Raw genomic sequence first — 14,296 nt, forward strand, 5'->3', positions numbered from 1 at the left:
GAACTTTAGATCAGTATTCCGTAAACTTGCGTTTACCTTGTCGTTCTTGTTTGCCTCGTTCCCCGGTTGTGGGGAATATGGGGCAAGGAGGCTTGATTCATCGCCATGCAGTGGATTGTCCTGATCGTCGACGACCACCCGTTGGTCGGAGAAGCGTTCGAACTTTCGGTCGGCGCGGCCTACCCTCATCTGGAGGTCGGCCGGGTTACGACGGCGGCGGAGGCAGAAACCTACGCACGCGCCAACGGTGCGCGCATCAAACTGGTCCTGCTGGACCTGATGCTGCCCGATGCGACGGGGTTCAGCGCCCTGATCCGTCTGCAGCAGCTTCTGCCGGGCGTCCCGATCGCCATCGTCTCCTCGCGGGCGGACGCTCATACGGTGGCCCTGGCCCGGACATTTGGCGTCTCGGCCTATCTGTCCAAGTCGGCGCCGGTCTCCTCGTTGCTCAGCGCCGTGGGCGCAATCATGCGGGGTGAGGCGGTCGCCTTCCCGGAGACGCCCGCAGCCACTCCGGCGGCAGTGGATTTCCAGCAGCGGATCTCGTCCCTGTCCGCGGCCCAGCTGCGTGTCCTGGTCGCCCTGGCCGACGGCCGGCTGAACAAGCAGATCGCCGGCGACATGAACCTGACCGAGGGCACGGTGAAACAGCACCTGTCGGCCATCTTCAAGAAGCTGGGCGTCGGCAACCGCAGCCAGGCCATCCTGGCGGCCCGTCCCTACCTAAAGGGGCTGGACGCAGGCGAGGCCGAGTAAGCGAGCTGCGCCTCTAGGCCACCTCTGCCGCACCTGCTAACACCGCCGTGTGAAGCGGGAGGGCGACCCCTTATGCCAGTCGGAAAAATGCGGATCGGACTGTATCCGGGCACCTTCGACCCGGTGACCAACGGTCATATGGACATCATCGGCCGGGCCACGAAGCTGGTCGATCGGCTGGTGATCGGCGTGGCCCAGAACGACGACAAGGGACCGCTGTTCTCGACCGCCGAGCGGGTGGAGATGGTCGCCGCCGAGGTGGCGCGCTTCGACGGCGACATCGTGGTCAAACCCTTCTCGAGCCTGCTGATGCATTTCGCCGAAGAGCTGGAGGCCAGCGTCATCGTGCGCGGCCTGCGCGCCGTCGCCGACTTCGAATATGAGTTCCAGATGACGGCGATGAATCAGCGCCTCAATCAGGACATCGAGACCGTGTTCCTGATGGCTGATCCGCGCCATCAGGCGATCGCCTCACGCCTGGTCAAGGAGATCGCCCGTCTGGACGGGAATATCGACAGCTTCGTCAGCCCCGCCGTCGCCGCGCGCGTGCGGGCCAGGGTAAAGAAACACGTATGAACTCGCGTCCGCTCACCGTTCTCTCCGCCGCCGTCGCCGGCGTCATGGCCCTCGCCGTCGGTCCTGCCGGGGCCCAGGTGATTGCTCCGCCCCCGCCCCAGGGCGCGGTTCCGCCCGCGACGCCTCTGCCGCCCGCCGATGCGGCCGACTGGCGCACGGTGTCGCCCGACAACCTTCTGGTGATCGACACCACCAAGGGCCGCATCCTGGTGGAGCTGGAGCCCCGCGTCGCGCCTCAGAGCGTGGAGCGCATCCGAACCCTGACCAACCGCGGCTTTTATGACGGGTTGAAGTTCCACCGCGTCATCCGGGGCTTCATGGCCCAGACGGGCGACCCCCTGGGCACCGGCGCCGGCAGCAGCGACCTGCCGGACGTGCCGGGCGAGTTCTCGTTCCGCCGGGGCCGCAACCCCGACTTCGCCATCGTGCCCAACGCCTCGACCAGCGGCGTGCGCGGCATCCTCGGCTCCCTGCCGATCCAGACCCAGCCCGACGCCCAGATGTTCGTCACCGCCGACATGAAGGTCGATGCCGGCGGCCTGTTCTGCCCCGGCGTCGCGGGCATGGCGCGCTCGGCTGACCCGAACAGCGCCAACAGCCAATTCTACCTGATGACCGGCGCCAACCCCAATCTGAACGGGACCTACACCACCTTCGGCCGGGTGGTCAGCGGGCTGGATGTGGTCAAGGCGCTGAACGCCGGAGCCGACGCCTCCGACGGCGCCGTCGCCAATCCGGACGTGATGACCAAGGCCCAGCTGGCGTCGGCCATGCCGGAGGCCCAGCGCCCGGTGGTCAAGGTGCTGCTGCCCACCAGCCCGGCCTTCGCCCAGCGCTATGAGGCGACCCGGAACCGTCTGGGGCTGAATTTCGGCATCTGCGACGTGGAGACCCCGTCGATCGTGACCGGCGGCTGAGAACAGGCAGGGGAGGGGACGGCGTGATCAAATCCGTGACGGCGGGGGCCGTGCTGGCCCTCATCATGGCCTCGGGGGCTCTGGCCCCCCTCATCATGGCCTCGGGGGCTCTGGCCCAGACGGCGGCTCATGCCCCGGCCCATCCCCCGGCTCACGCCACGCAAGCGGCCGAGGCCCCGCCGCCTCCGCCGCCCGCGCCGGCCTCGGCTCCGCCCTCCGAGTGGCGCACCGTGCCGCCCGAGAACCTGATGGTCATCGAGACCACCAAGGGCCGGATCCTGGTCGAACTGGCGCCCGAGGTCGCGCCCCTGCACGTCGAGCGGATGCGGCTGTTGGCCCGCAACGGCTTCTTCGACAACCTGACATGGCACCGGGTCATCGACCTGTTCATGGCCCAGACCGGCGACCCGCTGGGCACCGGTGACGGCCAGAGCGCCTATCCCGACCTGAAGGCCGAGTTCACCTTCCGCCGCGGGCCGGACCTGCCGTTCGCGCCTGTGGCTGCGCCCGCCGGCGCCGTGCTGGGCTTCGTCCGCTCCCTGCCGATCCAGACCCAGCCCGACAGCTATATGGCGACGACGGCCGACCACATGGTCCATGGCTGGGGCGTCTATTGCCCGGGCGTGGCGGGCATGGCGCGCGACGACAATCCGGACAGCGCCAACAGCCAGTTCTTCCTGATGCGCCAGCCCTATCCGTCGCTGGACAAGCGCTACACCGTCTGGGGGACCGTCGTTTCGGGCCTGGACGTGGTGCGCAATCTCAAGACCGGCGCCGGGGGCAGCGGTCTGGTCACCGATCCCGACCGGATGACGACCGTCCGCATCGCCGCCGACCTGCCCGAGGCCGACCGGCCCAGCGTTCAGGTGCTGGACACTGCGTCGCCGCGCTTCCGGGCGATGGTCGATATGACGCGAGCGTCCAGGGGCGCGGACTTCTCGGTCTGCGACATCACACTGCCGGTGCAGGTCTCGGGCGGTTCGGTGGTCGCGGCGGCTCCGGCCGGTACGGCCCCGGCAGGCGCGTCGGGACCGCGCTAGGCCCTATTCCGCTGCAGCGGGCTGGCGTCCACGCCGACGCCGACGGCGCGGCTTGCGGTCCTCGCGCATTCTCTGCAGCAGCAGGCCCTCGCGCAGACCCCGGTCGGCGACGCGCACGCGTTCGCACGGCCAGGCCCGCTGCACGGCCTCCAGAATAGCCGCGCCCGCCAGCACCAGATCGGCGCGGTCCGGCCCGATACAGGCCTCGGCCGCCCGCCCGTCCGGGCCCAGGGCCTTGAGCCGATCCGCCGCCGCCTCGCACTGTTTGCGCGTCATCCACAGGCCGTCGATGCGGTCGCGCTGATAGCGGCGCAGGTTCAGATGGATCCCTGCCAAGCTGGTGATCGCGCCCGACGTCCCGACCATATGGCCCCGGCCGCGCCCGAACAGGTCGCGCATGTCGGCGTCGACGATGCCGCCGGCGGCGATGGCCGCGCCCATGTCGGCGACCATGGCCTCGTACCAGACCTCGCCCGCGGGGCCGACGACGTCGTCAGGCTCCGGATGCCGTTCAGCCAGGGTGACCACGCCCAGGGGGGCCGACATCCAGGCCACCGTCTTCATCTCGCGGCCCTGTTTCCGCAGCCAGGACAGTTCCGTCGAGCCGCCGCCGACGTCGATGACCAGCACTGCCTCGGCCCGGGGATCAAACAGGTTCAGGCAGCCTTCGACCGACAGCCGCGCCTCTTCGGCCGGGTCGATGATGCGCAGGCGCAGGCCGGTGCCCGCGCGGACGCGTTCGATGAAGGCGGCGCCGTTCTCGGCCTGGCGGCAGGCCTGGGTGGCAACGGCGGTCAGTCGGGCCGAATCGAGCCCCTTGCGCACTACCCGCTCGGCGCAGGAGGCGAGGGCGTCATAGGCCCGGTCCATCGCGGCCTCGTCCAGCCGGCCGGTGTGGCTCAGGCCCTCGCCGAGGCGCACGATGCGGCTGAAGCTGTCGACCACGCGAAAGCCTTCCCGCGCCGGGCGGGCGATCAGCAGGCGGCAGTTGTTGGTCCCCAGATCGAGCGCGCCATACAGCGGCGCATCCCGACCGGACGCTCCATGGCCCTGTGCGCCGCCGCCCCGGGGTTTGGCCGGGTGCGAAGCGCGGTCGGACCTCTGGCGCTGGGACCGGTCGTCGCGCCCCGAAGGCGCGCCGTCTGGTTCCGGCATGGGCCGAACTTTCATATGGGCGCAACCGAAGACGGCGCCCGTCACAGGCAACCTAGACGCAGCCCGCGTCGCTCGCCAAGCGAATATGACGACCGGATGAACGGCTCAGACTGATCCGGCTCAGGTCCCGCGCCGTAGCTTGTGATCATGACCCAGGAGCACACAGCCAAATTCGGCCTCGGCCAGATCGTCCGCCACCGGGAGCAGGTCTTTCGCGGCCTGATCGTCGACGTCGACCCGATCTACGCCGGACCTGCCGACCAGCCCGGCCCGGAGCACCGGGACCAACCCTTCTACCGCGTGCTGGCGATGGGCGACGATTCGGGATTCCTCGTTTACGCCGCCGAGGGCGTCCTGGAGCTCGATCCTGACATCGCCCCCCTGACCCCTGATGACGAAGCGCAGTGGTTTACGGTCGACGGCGCAGGCCACCATGCGCCTGCAAGGCAGCCGATCCACTAGCCGCGCGTTCGTCAGCCGCCTAGATTGGGGTCAGAGGAGTGCGTCATGTCTGATTTCGAACACGTCTTCGACGCCCCGCCTCCGGGTGCGGCCGCCGACTGGACCATCAGCCAGAACTGGCGCGCCTATACGGAGGTCGAGCACGACACCTGGGACACCCTGTACGAGCGGCAGATGAAGATCTTGCCGGGCCGGGCCTCCGACGCCTTCATGAACGGGCTCAAGGCGCTGGACCTGAACACCGGCGGCATTCCGGACTTCGCGGTGCTCAATCCCAAGCTCAAGGCCCTGACCGGCTGGACCGTGGAGTGCGTGCCTGGCCTGGTGCCCGACGACGTCTTCTTCGACCATCTGGCCAACCGCCGCTTCGTCTCGGGTCAGTTCATCCGCAAGCCGGACCAACTGGACTATCTGCAGGAGCCCGACATCTTCCACGATGTCTTCGGCCACGTGCCGATGCTGACCGACCCCGATTTCGCCGACTATATGCAGGCCTATGGCAAGGGCGGCCAGCGCGCCGCCTCCCTGGGTATGCTGCCCCAGCTGGCCCGGCTCTACTGGTACACGGTCGAGTTCGGCCTGATGGAATCGGCCAAGGGTCTGCGCATCTACGGCGCGGGCATCGTCTCTTCGGCGACCGAGAGCGTCTTCGCGCTCGAGGACGCGTCGCCCAATCGCATCGGCTTCGAGCTTGAGCGGGTCATGCGCACGCTCTACCGGATCGACGACTTCCAGCAGGTCTATTTCGTCATCCCCTCGATCGAGGCGCTGAAGGACGTGACGCTGAAGGATTTCGGCCCGGTCTATGACGCCCTGAAGGGCCAGCCCGACATCGCCGTCGACGTCGTCCTGCCGGACGACCGGGTGATCACGCGGGGCACTCAATCCTATGCGGCCCGGGGCGGCCGCTTCGCGGCCTGATCCCTATTCGTGGGTGATCAGGGTCTTATGCTTCGTGTCTCGCATGAAGACGAAGACCAGCAGCGACACCCCGATCATGACGGTGACGTACCAGAAATAGCGGCTCTCGGCGCCCTCCAGCTTGAACCACAGGGCGACGTATTCGGCCGTGCCGCCGAATAGCGCATTGGCGATGGCATAGGGCAGGGCGACGCCCAGTGCGCGGATATGGGCCGGGAACAGCTCGGCCTTCACCACCGCATTGATGGCCGTATAGCCCGAGACGATCACGAGGGCCGTCAGGGCCAGGGCGAAGGCGGCGTAGGCGTTGGTGGTCACCGCCAGCGCCGACATGATCGGCACGGTGCACAGCACGCCCAGCACCCCGAAGGCGATCATCACCGGCCGTCGCCCGATCCGGTCCGACAGGGCCCCGACGGCGGGCTGGAGCAGCATATAGATCAGCAGGGCGCCGGCGCTGATCTCGGTCGCCGTGGTCTTGGAGAAGCCCGAGGTGTTGACCAGGAATTTCTGCAGGTAGGTCGTGTAGGTATAGAAGGCGAGGGTGCCGCCGGCCGTCAGGCCCAGAACCATCAACGCCTCCTTCGGGTGCTTCATGACCAGCTGCAGGGCGCTGGATTTCGGCGCGGTGCGAACGTCCTCGGCCTTGAAGGCGGCGGTCTCGTCCAGCCGACGACGCAGCCAGAACACCACCACGGCCAGCAGCGCGCCCACGAAGAACGGAATGCGCCAGCCCCAGCTCCCCAGCGCCTCCGTGCTCAGCGTCCGCTGCAGGACGATCAGCAGCAGCAGCGCCAGCAGCTGGCCCGAGATCAGGGTGACGTACTGGAAGCTGGACCAGAAGCCGCGATGCTTCGGCGTGGCCATCTCCGACAGATAGGTGGCGGAAGACCCGTACTCTCCACCGACGCTGATGCCCTGCAGCAGACGCGCGAACAGCAGCAGAATGGGGGCGGCGATGCCGATCTGGGCGTAGCCGGGCGCGCAGCCGATGATCAGGGAGCCCGCGCACATCAGGCTGACCGACAGGGTCAGGCCTGCCTTGCGTCCCTTGCGATCGGCATAGACCCCCATGATCCAGGCCCCGATCGGCCGCATCAGGAAGCCAACGGCGAAGACGGCCGCCGCGCTCAGCAACTGGGCTGTCGGGTTCTCGTCGGGGAAGAAGACCGGGGCGAAATACAGGGTGAAGGCCGCATAGGCGTACCAGTCGAACCACTCCACCAGATTGCCGGCGGATCCTCCGATGATGTTCCGGAGGCGGCGTGCCGGGGTCATGGGCTGATCGGTCATGAACGACTCCTTCGGCCTTGAGCATACGGGGGTAAGCGAGGGGTGCTAGTGAGCAAGGAGTGAGCCGAATGCGGAATGGCGGACTGTGCTCACCTCTTGCTCACTAGCACCCCTTGCTCACCGCGAAACTACCTCTGGAACGGATAGAAGCCGGAGCCGAGGCCCAGAATGCCGGTCAGCTCGTCCAGCGCCCCCCGGCTCTCGTCCAGCAGGGCCGGATCGGCCAGGTCGGCGGGGTTCAGGCGATCACGATACCAGTTGACGGCCCAGACGCTGAGCGCCCCGTGCAGCCCCTCGGTCAGCCGCATATCGGCATTGGTCGCCGCGAGCTCCGCATCGGTCAGCACGACCCGCAGCCTCAGACAGGCCGGCCCGCCGCCGTTCCGCATCGACTGGCGCACATCGACATATTCGACCCGGCCGATGGGGCCGTTCGACGCCGCCAGCCCCTGCGCGACCGCATGGGCGCGTTCGTTGTCGCGCGTCTCGGTCGGGCAAATCAGGGTCAGGCGGTCCTCGCCCGGAATCTGGATCAGCATGGAGTTGAACAGGTAGGACTGGATGGCGTCAGCCAGCGGCAGGTCGGCCTCGGCGATCTCGACGAAGATCGGGTCGAACAGGCGCTCGGCGGCGCTGCGGATGTCGGCCTTGGTCTTCGCCGTGTCCTCGAAGGCCAGTTCGTGGAACAGCAGGGTTTCCAGCGATCCCACGCAGACCACGTCATTGTGGAAGGTCCCGCAGGCGATGGCGGTCTTGCCCTGGCGCGGGAAGACCGGGCGGCCGGCCCCGTTTCCCAGAAGCTGGTGGCGGCGCGCCACGGCCTGCGAGGCTTCCAGCGTCTGGCGGGCGGGCCAGGCGCCGTCCCAAGGCTCGTGCGCCTCGCGGCCCCAGACCAGCAGATTGACGCCCGGCGCGCCCTGTTCGGCGCACAGACGGACGTGATTGGCCGCGCCCTCGTCGGAGAACTGGGCATGGGCAGGCAGGGCGTCGTGGACCGCGAATTGAGCCGGGTCGGGGAACAGGGCGTCCAGCGCCCGCTTCGTCTGCCGGTGCTCCAGCGACCGGTGCAGATTGGTGTGCAGATTGGCCGGGGTGAAGTGGACCCGGCCGTCGGCTGAGTCCGCGCTCGGCGTCACCGTCGCGGCGTTGGCGGCCCACATCGGCGAGGCCGAGGCGGCGGCGGCGACATAGGCCGGCGCGTCCTTCCATGCCCGCTCCAGCACTTGGGCGTCCGTCCCATCGAAGCCGAGGGAACGCAGGAAACCGATGTCGGGCCGCTCATGCGGCGGCAGCACGAACTGCGGCAGACCGAGGTCCGCCAGCCGCTTCATCTTGTCTAGACCCTGCAGCACCGCCGCGCGCGGGTTCGACGCCTCGCCCTTGCTGAGGCTGGCCGCGAGGTTGCCGGGGCTGAGGCCCGCATAGGAATGGGTCGGACCGATCAGACCGTCGGCATTGGCTTCGACGGCGGAGATCACCCCCGCAGCCCCTTGATCTCGCTCTCGATGTTCTTCACCGCCCCGGCCTCGAAACTCGCCACCGGATAGGCGCAGTAGTCGGCGGCGTACCAGGCGCTGGGGCGGTGGTTGCCGCTGTCGCCGAGGCCGCCGAAGGGCATGTCGCCGGCGGCGCCGGTGGTCGGTCGGTTGAAGTTGACCACGCCCGCGCGGATGCGGCGGATGAAGCGATCCCAGGTCTTCGGATCGTCCGACACCAGACCGGCCGACAGGCCGTAGCGGGTGTCGTTGGCGGCGGCGACGGCGGCCTCGAAGCTCGGGACGCGGATGACCTGCAGGAAGGGGGCGAACATCTCCTCGTCCAGCACCTTCAGCCCGGTGACGTCGATGATGGCCGGCTTGACGAAGGCGCCCGGCAGGTTGTCGACCGGACCCGAGGCGCGGATCACTTTCGCGCCCAGATCGATGCGTTGCTGCAGGGCCTGAAGCGCGGCGTTGGCGGCCTTCTCGGAGATCAGGGGCCCGGCATAGGGTTCGGGCGACGAGTCCCAAGGCGCGAAGACCAGACGGTCCGACAGGGCCGCCACGGCCTCGACGATGGCGTCCCCCTGCGGTCCCTCGGGCACGACCAGACGCCGCGCGCAGGAGCAGCGCTGGCCGGTGGTGACGAAGGCCGACTGGACCGCGATCCCGGCTACGGCCTCGGCGTCGGCCGCGTCCCAGACCACCAGCGGGTTGTTGCCGCCCAGCTCCAGCGCCAGGATCACATGCGGATCGTCGGCGAACTTCTTGCGGAAGTAAGCCCCCGCCGCGCCCGAGCCGGTGAACATCAGGGCGTCGATACGCTGGTCCAGCAGGGCCGCGCCGGTGTCGCGCCCGCCCTGTAGCAGGTTGAACACCCCGGTCGGCAGGTCCGCCTCGGCCAGGCATTCGGCCATCAGCTGGCCGGTCAGGGGCGTCTCCTCCGACGGCTTGAAGACGACGGTGTCGCCCGCCAGCAGGGCCGGGACGATATGGCCGTTAGGCAAATGGCCCGGGAAGTTGAACGGGCCCAGCACCGCCGCGACCCCGTGCGGACGGTGCCGCAGGGTGGCGTGACCGAAGGCGGTCTCGGTCGTGCGCTCGCCGGTCCGCTCGTCATAGGCGCGGATGGAGATGTCGACCTTCCCGGCCATGGAGGCGAGCTCGGTGCTGGTCTCCCACAGGGCCTTGCCGGTCTCGCGGCTGATGGCCTCGGCCATCTCGGGCGCGCGGCGCTTGAGCACGGCCTGATAGCGTTTCACCGCATCGACCCGATCACCTCGCGGACGGTCGGCCCAGTCGGGGAAGGCGGCGCGGGCGGCGGCGACAGCGGCGGCGGCGTCCGCGGCGGAGGCGGCCTCGCCCTCCCAGACGGTTTCGCCGGTGGCGGGGTCGGTCGACTGGAACACGGTCATGATTGCACTCAGGCCTTGATACGTACGGTGTCGCCGGCCCGGACCTTCAGGGCGTCGGCGGTTTCAGTCGAGACGGTGGCGACGTCGCCGTCCAGAGCGACACGCTGGCGCACCGCGCGGAACGCCCCGACGCTGTTTGTCGAGATCAGGCTGGGCAGCTCGGCCTCGACCTCTTCGGCGATGGCGACGGACATGGAGCGGGCGTCGCGGACGGTGCGGATATTGTCGCGGCCGCAGGCGACGGTCGGACCGGCGTCGAAGATGTCGATCAGGCCGTTAGGCCGGAAACCTTCGCTCTCCAGCAGGGCCATGGCCGGCACCCCTTGCGGATGCACCTTGCCGATCACAGCCCGCGCCGGCTCGGGCAGGAGGTCGACATAGATCGGGTGGCGCGGGGCGAGGTCGAGGATGAACTGCTTGTCCGTCGAGCCCGTCATCATGTCCGCCTGATCGAACGGCATGGGGAAGAACTTATGGGCGACGTGGTCCCAGAAGGGGCAGGCGCCGTCGGGCGTGAAGACGCCGCGCAGCTCGGCCAGCACCGTGTCGGCGAACAGGTCGGGCTCGGCCCCGATAAGCATGTAGCGCGACTGGCTCAGCAGCCGCCCGGCCCCGCCCTTGCGCCGATCGGCCTTGAGGAACAGCGATCCGACCTCGGTCCAGCCGGTGCATTCATTGACCAGCACCAGGGTCTGGTGCTCCAGGCGGATGTTCAGCGACGGCGAAGAGGAGGCGTTGTTGACCACGCGATAGGAGAAGAAGGGCCGCTTCAGCCCCACCGCCGCCTTGACGCTGCCGATGCCGTCGATGTCGCCGGTGTCGCTCTCCTCGAGCATCAGTGTGTACCAGCGCTGCTCGGCCGGGATGGCGGCGGCGAAGCTGTCGCGGCTCAGGTCCAGACGCTCGGTCAGCTGGTCCGGATCCTCGGGCAGGCTGGTGAAGCCCGGGCCGGACAGGATGGCCAGCTCCAGCAAATGGTCGAGGTCGGCGGGCAGGGCAGGTCGGACGACGAGCATTTCTTACATCGTCTCCAGACGCAGGGATTTCAGGCGTTGGGCGTCGATCTCGCCCGAGGCCAGTTTACAAAGGATCAGGGCGCTGAGTTGCGCGCGCTCGACGAAGCTGTCGGGCCAGGCGAACTCCCGATCCGAATGGATGTCGCCGCCACGGACGCCGAGGGTATCGATATTGGGCAGGCCTGCGGCGTGCAGATTATTGCCCTCGCAGACCCCGCCGGACGGCGTCCAGGCGATGGTCTGGCCCAGCAGGGCGCCGGTCTCGCGCACGGCCTCGAACAGAGCGGTCTGGCTGGCGTCCATCGGCTTGGGCGCGCGGGTCATGCCGCCGTGCAAATCCAGGGTCAGCCCCTCGTACGGCGGCGTCGCGGCGATCTCGTGGATCGCTTCAGTGATCCAGGCGGCGCTTTGGGCGTCCGGGACACGGACGTTGAACCGCACCACGGCATTGTCGGCGACGACGTTCAGGGCTCCGCCTCCGCTGATCTTGGCGACATTGACCGTCACCCCCTCGCGGCGGCCGTTCAGGCCGTGCAGGGCGGCGGCGATGATGGCGGCCCCGGCGACGGCGTTGGCCCCCTCGTGGAAGGCCCGACCCGCATGGGCGGCCTTACCCGTGACGATCAGGTGGAAGTTCCCGCTGCCCTTGCGCTCGCCGGCCAGGGTGCCGTCGGCCAGGGCGGGCTCATAGGTCATGCCGACATGGCCCGCCGCGCCCAGTCGGGCCAGCAGGGGCGCCGACGCAGGCGACCCGATTTCCTCGTCCGGCGACAGCAGCACCGTCCAGCCGACCCGGGCGTGATCCGGATGGGTCTCGAACGCCTCCAGCGCCGCCAGCATCACCGAGATGCCGCCCTTCATATCGGCGACGCCCGGCCCGTTCAGGGCGCCGTCGGCGCGCATCGCGACCGACTGGAAGCCGCTTTCCGCCGGGAAGACTGTGTCGTAATGGCCGGTCAGGACGACCTGCACCGGCGCCTCGGGCCGGGCGGTGATCTGAAGCGCATCCGCATGGGCCTCGGCCTTCACCGTCCCGTCGTCGCCGACGGTGGTCGAGCCTTGTGTCGGGATACGCACGACCTCGGCCGGCAGGCGCCGCGCCTCGGCCTCCAGCACGTCCAGCATGGCGTTCAGCCCGGCGGCGTTGCGACTGCCCGAGTTGATCCCGGCCCAGTCCACGGCCCGGCCGATGATCGCGGCCTCCCGCGCCGCCACATGGTCCAGCACGGTCTGATCGGGGGTGAGAATCCGCATCCGGGGGACCCTAGGCTTCCCCAGCGAAAAGGTGAAGGTCGGCGGTTTCGCTCCGCCGTTCGGCAAGCTAGGGTTGCCGTCTGTCAGCTTGAGGAAGCACCCATGACCCATCTGTTGCCGACCACCCCGATCACCAACGAGGCCGAGGCCCTGAAGGCCGCCCGGGCCAGCGCCATCGCTATTTTCATCGGCGTCGTGGTGGGAATCATCGGCGCGCTCTGGACCCTGATGAACCCCCAGTTCGCCGAAGCCGTCGCCGCCGCCCAGTCCCAGATGCAGGGCAGCAATCCCGGGGCTGCGGCGGGCGCGAAGATCGGCGAGTACGTCGGCTACGCCCTGTTGGTCGTCTCGGCCATCTTCGGCATCGTGCAGTGGCAAAAGCCTGCCAAGTGGATCGCCATCCTCTTCATGGTGCTGATCGTTCTGTTCGGCCTTCTGCCCACCGCCTGCGCCCAGGTTCTCTCGGGCATGGTCCCCGGCATGCCGTCGGCGCCCATCTGGCTGACGGCCCTGTCGGTCGTGAGCCAGATCATTCAGTTCGTCCTGCACATCACCGGACTGAAGGGCATTTCCAAGCTCGACCAGATCCAGCTGGACGCCGCCAACTCGGCCTACTGATTTGACCGTTCGCCTGTTCCACAATCCCCGCTGCAGCACCTCGCGCAATGCGCTGGCGCTGTTGCGGGAGCGGGGCGTCGAGCCGGAGATCGTCGACTATCTGAAGACCGGCTGGGACGCCGCGACGCTGAACCGGCTGGCTTCGGAGACCGGCGGCGGTCTCAGGGGCTTGCTGCGGACCAAGGAGGAGGGCGCCAAGATCCTCCTCGCCGCCGACGCCTCCGACGCCGCCATCCTCAAGGCCATGATCGCCGAGCCGATCCTGGTCGAACGCCCCATCCTCGAAACCGACAAGGGCGCCCGCATCGGCCGCCCGATCGAACGGGTGCTGGAGGTCCTCTAGACCCCCGCGGCCATCTCCCGCACGAGACGAGCCACCAGTTCCGCTGCCGGCATGGACCTCGCCAGGGGCGCGCCCTGACCGGCCCACTGGGCGCCGAATCCGCCGTCGCCGTGAGCCTTGGCGGCGGCGTTCAGCGCCTTTCCGGCGTCATAGGCGATGGGATAGGCGGGAGCGGGCAGGGCGTTCGCCTGACCCCATGCGGTAAATCGGTTGGCCAGACAGCGGGCGGGTCGACCGGAGATGGCGTGCGTCATCACCGTATGGTCGGCGGCCTCGCTGGCCAGCGCCTCACGATAGAAGCTGTCGGCCAAGCTCTCCGGGCAGGCGATGAAGGCTGTGCCCAGCTGGGCCGCGACCGCGCCAAGGTCCAGCGCCGCCCGCACGCCGCGCCCGTCCATGATCCCGCCCGCCGCGATGACGGGCAGGGATGTCCGCTCGACCAGCAGTCGGGTCAGGGCCATCGTCCCCAGCCGGTCGTCGGCCGCGTCCGGATCGAAGACGCCGCGATGGCCGCCGGCCTCCCAGCCCTGGGCGACCACGGCGTCGATCCCGGCCGCCTCGACGGCGCGGGCCTCGGCGAGGCTCGTCGCGGTCGCCAGCAGGACGCAGCCGGACGCCTTCAGCGCCGCGATCACATCCGCGCCGGGCAGGCCGAAGTGGAAGCTGACCACCGGCGGGGCCGTCTCCACCAGCAGGGCCTGCATCGCCGCATCGTCATTGAAGCTCTGATAGATCGTCTTCAGCCGCGCCGGCGGTTCGGCTCCGAACCCGGCGAACAGGGGCGCGAGGACCCCCAGCCAGTCGTCCTCCCGCGCCGGGTCCGCAACCGGCGTCGTATGGACGAAGACGTTCACATTGAACGGACGCGGGGTCAGGGCGCGCACCGCCGTGATCATCGCCGCCGGCCCGGTCGCATCCGTGGCCCCGACCGCGATCCCGCCCAGCGCTCCGGCGTTGGAGACCGCCGCCGCCATCTCCGGCGTCGAGACCCCGGCCATCGGCGCCTGCAGGATGGGCAGCGACACGCTCAGCCGGTCGAGAAGGCTCATCGC

Annotated in this window: 15 protein-coding genes; 8 read left to right on the forward strand and 7 right to left on the reverse strand. The window is 68.9% G+C overall.

The window, feature by feature from the left end; genetic code table 11:
* Nucleotides 1–105: 105 nt before the first annotated feature.
* From IFJ75_RS03445 to IFJ75_RS03460, 4 genes are all read left to right on the forward strand, one after another.
* Nucleotides 106–756, forward strand: coding sequence for a response regulator transcription factor (locus tag IFJ75_RS03445; protein WP_207871282.1), 651 nt, complete (start codon nucleotides 106–108; stop codon nucleotides 754–756).
* An 87-nt stretch (nucleotides 757–843) separates the two neighbouring features.
* A complete protein-coding gene (coaD, locus tag IFJ75_RS03450) occupies nucleotides 844–1,332 on the forward strand; it encodes a pantetheine-phosphate adenylyltransferase (RefSeq protein ID WP_207871284.1) in 489 nt (162 codons plus the stop codon).
* Nucleotides 1,329–2,249 carry a peptidylprolyl isomerase gene (locus IFJ75_RS03455; protein WP_318781059.1) on the forward strand — a complete coding sequence of 307 codons (921 nt, stop codon included), beginning with the start codon at nucleotides 1,329–1,331 and terminating at the stop codon, nucleotides 2,247–2,249. Before coaD ends, IFJ75_RS03455 begins: the two co-directional genes overlap by 4 nt.
* A 23-nt stretch (nucleotides 2,250–2,272) precedes the next feature.
* On the forward strand, nucleotides 2,273–3,289 hold the full coding sequence (locus IFJ75_RS03460; protein WP_225896969.1) for a peptidylprolyl isomerase: 1,017 nt from the start codon (nucleotides 2,273–2,275) through the stop codon (nucleotides 3,287–3,289).
* Between the two features lie 3 nt (nucleotides 3,290–3,292).
* Here the strand turns inward: IFJ75_RS03460 and IFJ75_RS03465 are convergent, their stop codons facing one another.
* Entirely contained in the window at nucleotides 3,293–4,444 is a 1,152-nt protein-coding gene (locus IFJ75_RS03465; RefSeq protein ID WP_207871285.1) for a Ppx/GppA phosphatase family protein, read from the reverse strand.
* A 147-nt stretch (nucleotides 4,445–4,591) separates the two neighbouring features.
* Here IFJ75_RS03465 and hspQ point away from each other — a divergent pair, with 147 nt between their 5' ends.
* Both hspQ and phhA read left to right on the forward strand, forming a co-directional pair.
* Nucleotides 4,592–4,906 (forward strand): heat shock protein HspQ, encoded by a 315-nt coding sequence (hspQ, locus tag IFJ75_RS03470; protein ID WP_207871288.1) that lies wholly within the window; start codon nucleotides 4,592–4,594, stop codon nucleotides 4,904–4,906.
* A gap of 45 nt (nucleotides 4,907–4,951) precedes the next feature.
* Nucleotides 4,952–5,827 carry a phenylalanine 4-monooxygenase gene (gene phhA, locus IFJ75_RS03475; protein WP_207871289.1) on the forward strand — a complete coding sequence of 292 codons (876 nt, stop codon included), beginning with the start codon at nucleotides 4,952–4,954 and terminating at the stop codon, nucleotides 5,825–5,827.
* 3 nt (nucleotides 5,828–5,830) lie between these two features.
* Here phhA and IFJ75_RS03480 read toward each other — a convergent pair whose 3' ends face one another.
* From IFJ75_RS03480 to IFJ75_RS03500, 5 genes are all read right to left on the reverse strand, one after another.
* Nucleotides 5,831–7,120: an MFS transporter gene (locus IFJ75_RS03480; RefSeq protein WP_207871290.1), complete on the reverse strand. Its 1,290-nt coding sequence runs from the start codon at nucleotides 7,118–7,120 to the stop codon at nucleotides 5,831–5,833.
* 128 nt (nucleotides 7,121–7,248) lie between these two features.
* Nucleotides 7,249–8,598 carry an N-succinylarginine dihydrolase gene (astB, locus tag IFJ75_RS03485; RefSeq protein WP_207871291.1) on the reverse strand — a complete coding sequence of 450 codons (1,350 nt, stop codon included), beginning with the start codon at nucleotides 8,596–8,598 and terminating at the stop codon, nucleotides 7,249–7,251.
* Nucleotides 8,595–10,013 (reverse strand): succinylglutamate-semialdehyde dehydrogenase, encoded by a 1,419-nt coding sequence (astD, locus tag IFJ75_RS03490; protein WP_207871292.1) that lies wholly within the window; start codon nucleotides 10,011–10,013, stop codon nucleotides 8,595–8,597. Before astD ends, astB begins: the two co-directional genes overlap by 4 nt.
* An 8-nt stretch (nucleotides 10,014–10,021) precedes the next feature.
* Complete coding sequence (locus tag IFJ75_RS03495) at nucleotides 10,022–11,029, reverse strand: arginine N-succinyltransferase (RefSeq protein ID WP_207871293.1); 1,008 nt, start codon at nucleotides 11,027–11,029, stop codon at nucleotides 10,022–10,024.
* A gap of 3 nt (nucleotides 11,030–11,032) precedes the next feature.
* Nucleotides 11,033–12,283, reverse strand: a complete 1,251-nt coding sequence (locus IFJ75_RS03500; RefSeq protein ID WP_207871295.1) for a hydrolase — start codon at nucleotides 12,281–12,283, stop codon at nucleotides 11,033–11,035.
* 102 nt (nucleotides 12,284–12,385) lie between these two features.
* Here IFJ75_RS03500 and IFJ75_RS03505 point away from each other — a divergent pair, with 102 nt between their 5' ends.
* Complete coding sequence (locus IFJ75_RS03505) at nucleotides 12,386–12,901, forward strand: hypothetical protein (protein ID WP_207871297.1); 516 nt, start codon at nucleotides 12,386–12,388, stop codon at nucleotides 12,899–12,901.
* A gap of 1 nt (nucleotide 12,902) precedes the next feature.
* A complete protein-coding gene (gene arsC, locus IFJ75_RS03510) occupies nucleotides 12,903–13,244 on the forward strand; it encodes an arsenate reductase (glutaredoxin) (RefSeq protein ID WP_207871299.1) in 342 nt (113 codons plus the stop codon).
* Here arsC and IFJ75_RS03515 read toward each other — a convergent pair.
* Nucleotides 13,241–14,293: an NAD(P)H-dependent flavin oxidoreductase gene (locus IFJ75_RS03515; protein ID WP_207871302.1), complete on the reverse strand. Its 1,053-nt coding sequence runs from the start codon at nucleotides 14,291–14,293 to the stop codon at nucleotides 13,241–13,243. The genes arsC and IFJ75_RS03515 overlap by 4 nt on opposite strands.
* Between the last annotated feature and the right edge of the window lie 3 nt (nucleotides 14,294–14,296).

It is taken from the genome of Brevundimonas goettingensis (assembly GCF_017487405.1).
Classification (GTDB): Bacteria; Pseudomonadota; Alphaproteobacteria; order Caulobacterales; family Caulobacteraceae; genus Brevundimonas; species Brevundimonas goettingensis.

Excerpts from the sequence above, each read along its gene's own strand:
- IFJ75_RS03495 (WP_207871293.1), bottom strand. The coding sequence starts at position 11,029 with ATGCTCGTCGTCCGACCTGCCCTGCCCGCCGACCTCGACCATTTGCTG.
- IFJ75_RS03480 (WP_207871290.1), bottom strand. The coding sequence starts at position 7,120 with ATGACCGATCAGCCCATGACCCCGGCACGCCGCCTCCGGAACATCATC.
- IFJ75_RS03505 (WP_207871297.1), top strand. The coding sequence starts at position 12,386 with ATGACCCATCTGTTGCCGACCACCCCGATCACCAACGAGGCCGAGGCC.
- hspQ (WP_207871288.1), top strand. The coding sequence starts at position 4,592 with ATGACCCAGGAGCACACAGCCAAATTCGGCCTCGGCCAGATCGTCCGC.
- astD (WP_207871292.1), bottom strand. The coding sequence starts at position 10,013 with ATGACCGTGTTCCAGTCGACCGACCCCGCCACCGGCGAAACCGTCTGG.
- IFJ75_RS03445 (WP_207871282.1), top strand. The coding sequence starts at position 106 with ATGCAGTGGATTGTCCTGATCGTCGACGACCACCCGTTGGTCGGAGAA.
- IFJ75_RS03500 (WP_207871295.1), bottom strand. The coding sequence starts at position 12,283 with ATGCGGATTCTCACCCCCGATCAGACCGTGCTGGACCATGTGGCGGCG.
- coaD (WP_207871284.1), top strand. The coding sequence starts at position 844 with ATGCGGATCGGACTGTATCCGGGCACCTTCGACCCGGTGACCAACGGT.
- IFJ75_RS03465 (WP_207871285.1), bottom strand. The coding sequence starts at position 4,444 with ATGCCGGAACCAGACGGCGCGCCTTCGGGGCGCGACGACCGGTCCCAG.
- phhA (WP_207871289.1), top strand. The coding sequence starts at position 4,952 with ATGTCTGATTTCGAACACGTCTTCGACGCCCCGCCTCCGGGTGCGGCC.
- IFJ75_RS03515 (WP_207871302.1), bottom strand. The coding sequence starts at position 14,293 with ATGAGCCTTCTCGACCGGCTGAGCGTGTCGCTGCCCATCCTGCAGGCG.
- IFJ75_RS03455 (WP_318781059.1), top strand. The coding sequence starts at position 1,329 with ATGAACTCGCGTCCGCTCACCGTTCTCTCCGCCGCCGTCGCCGGCGTC.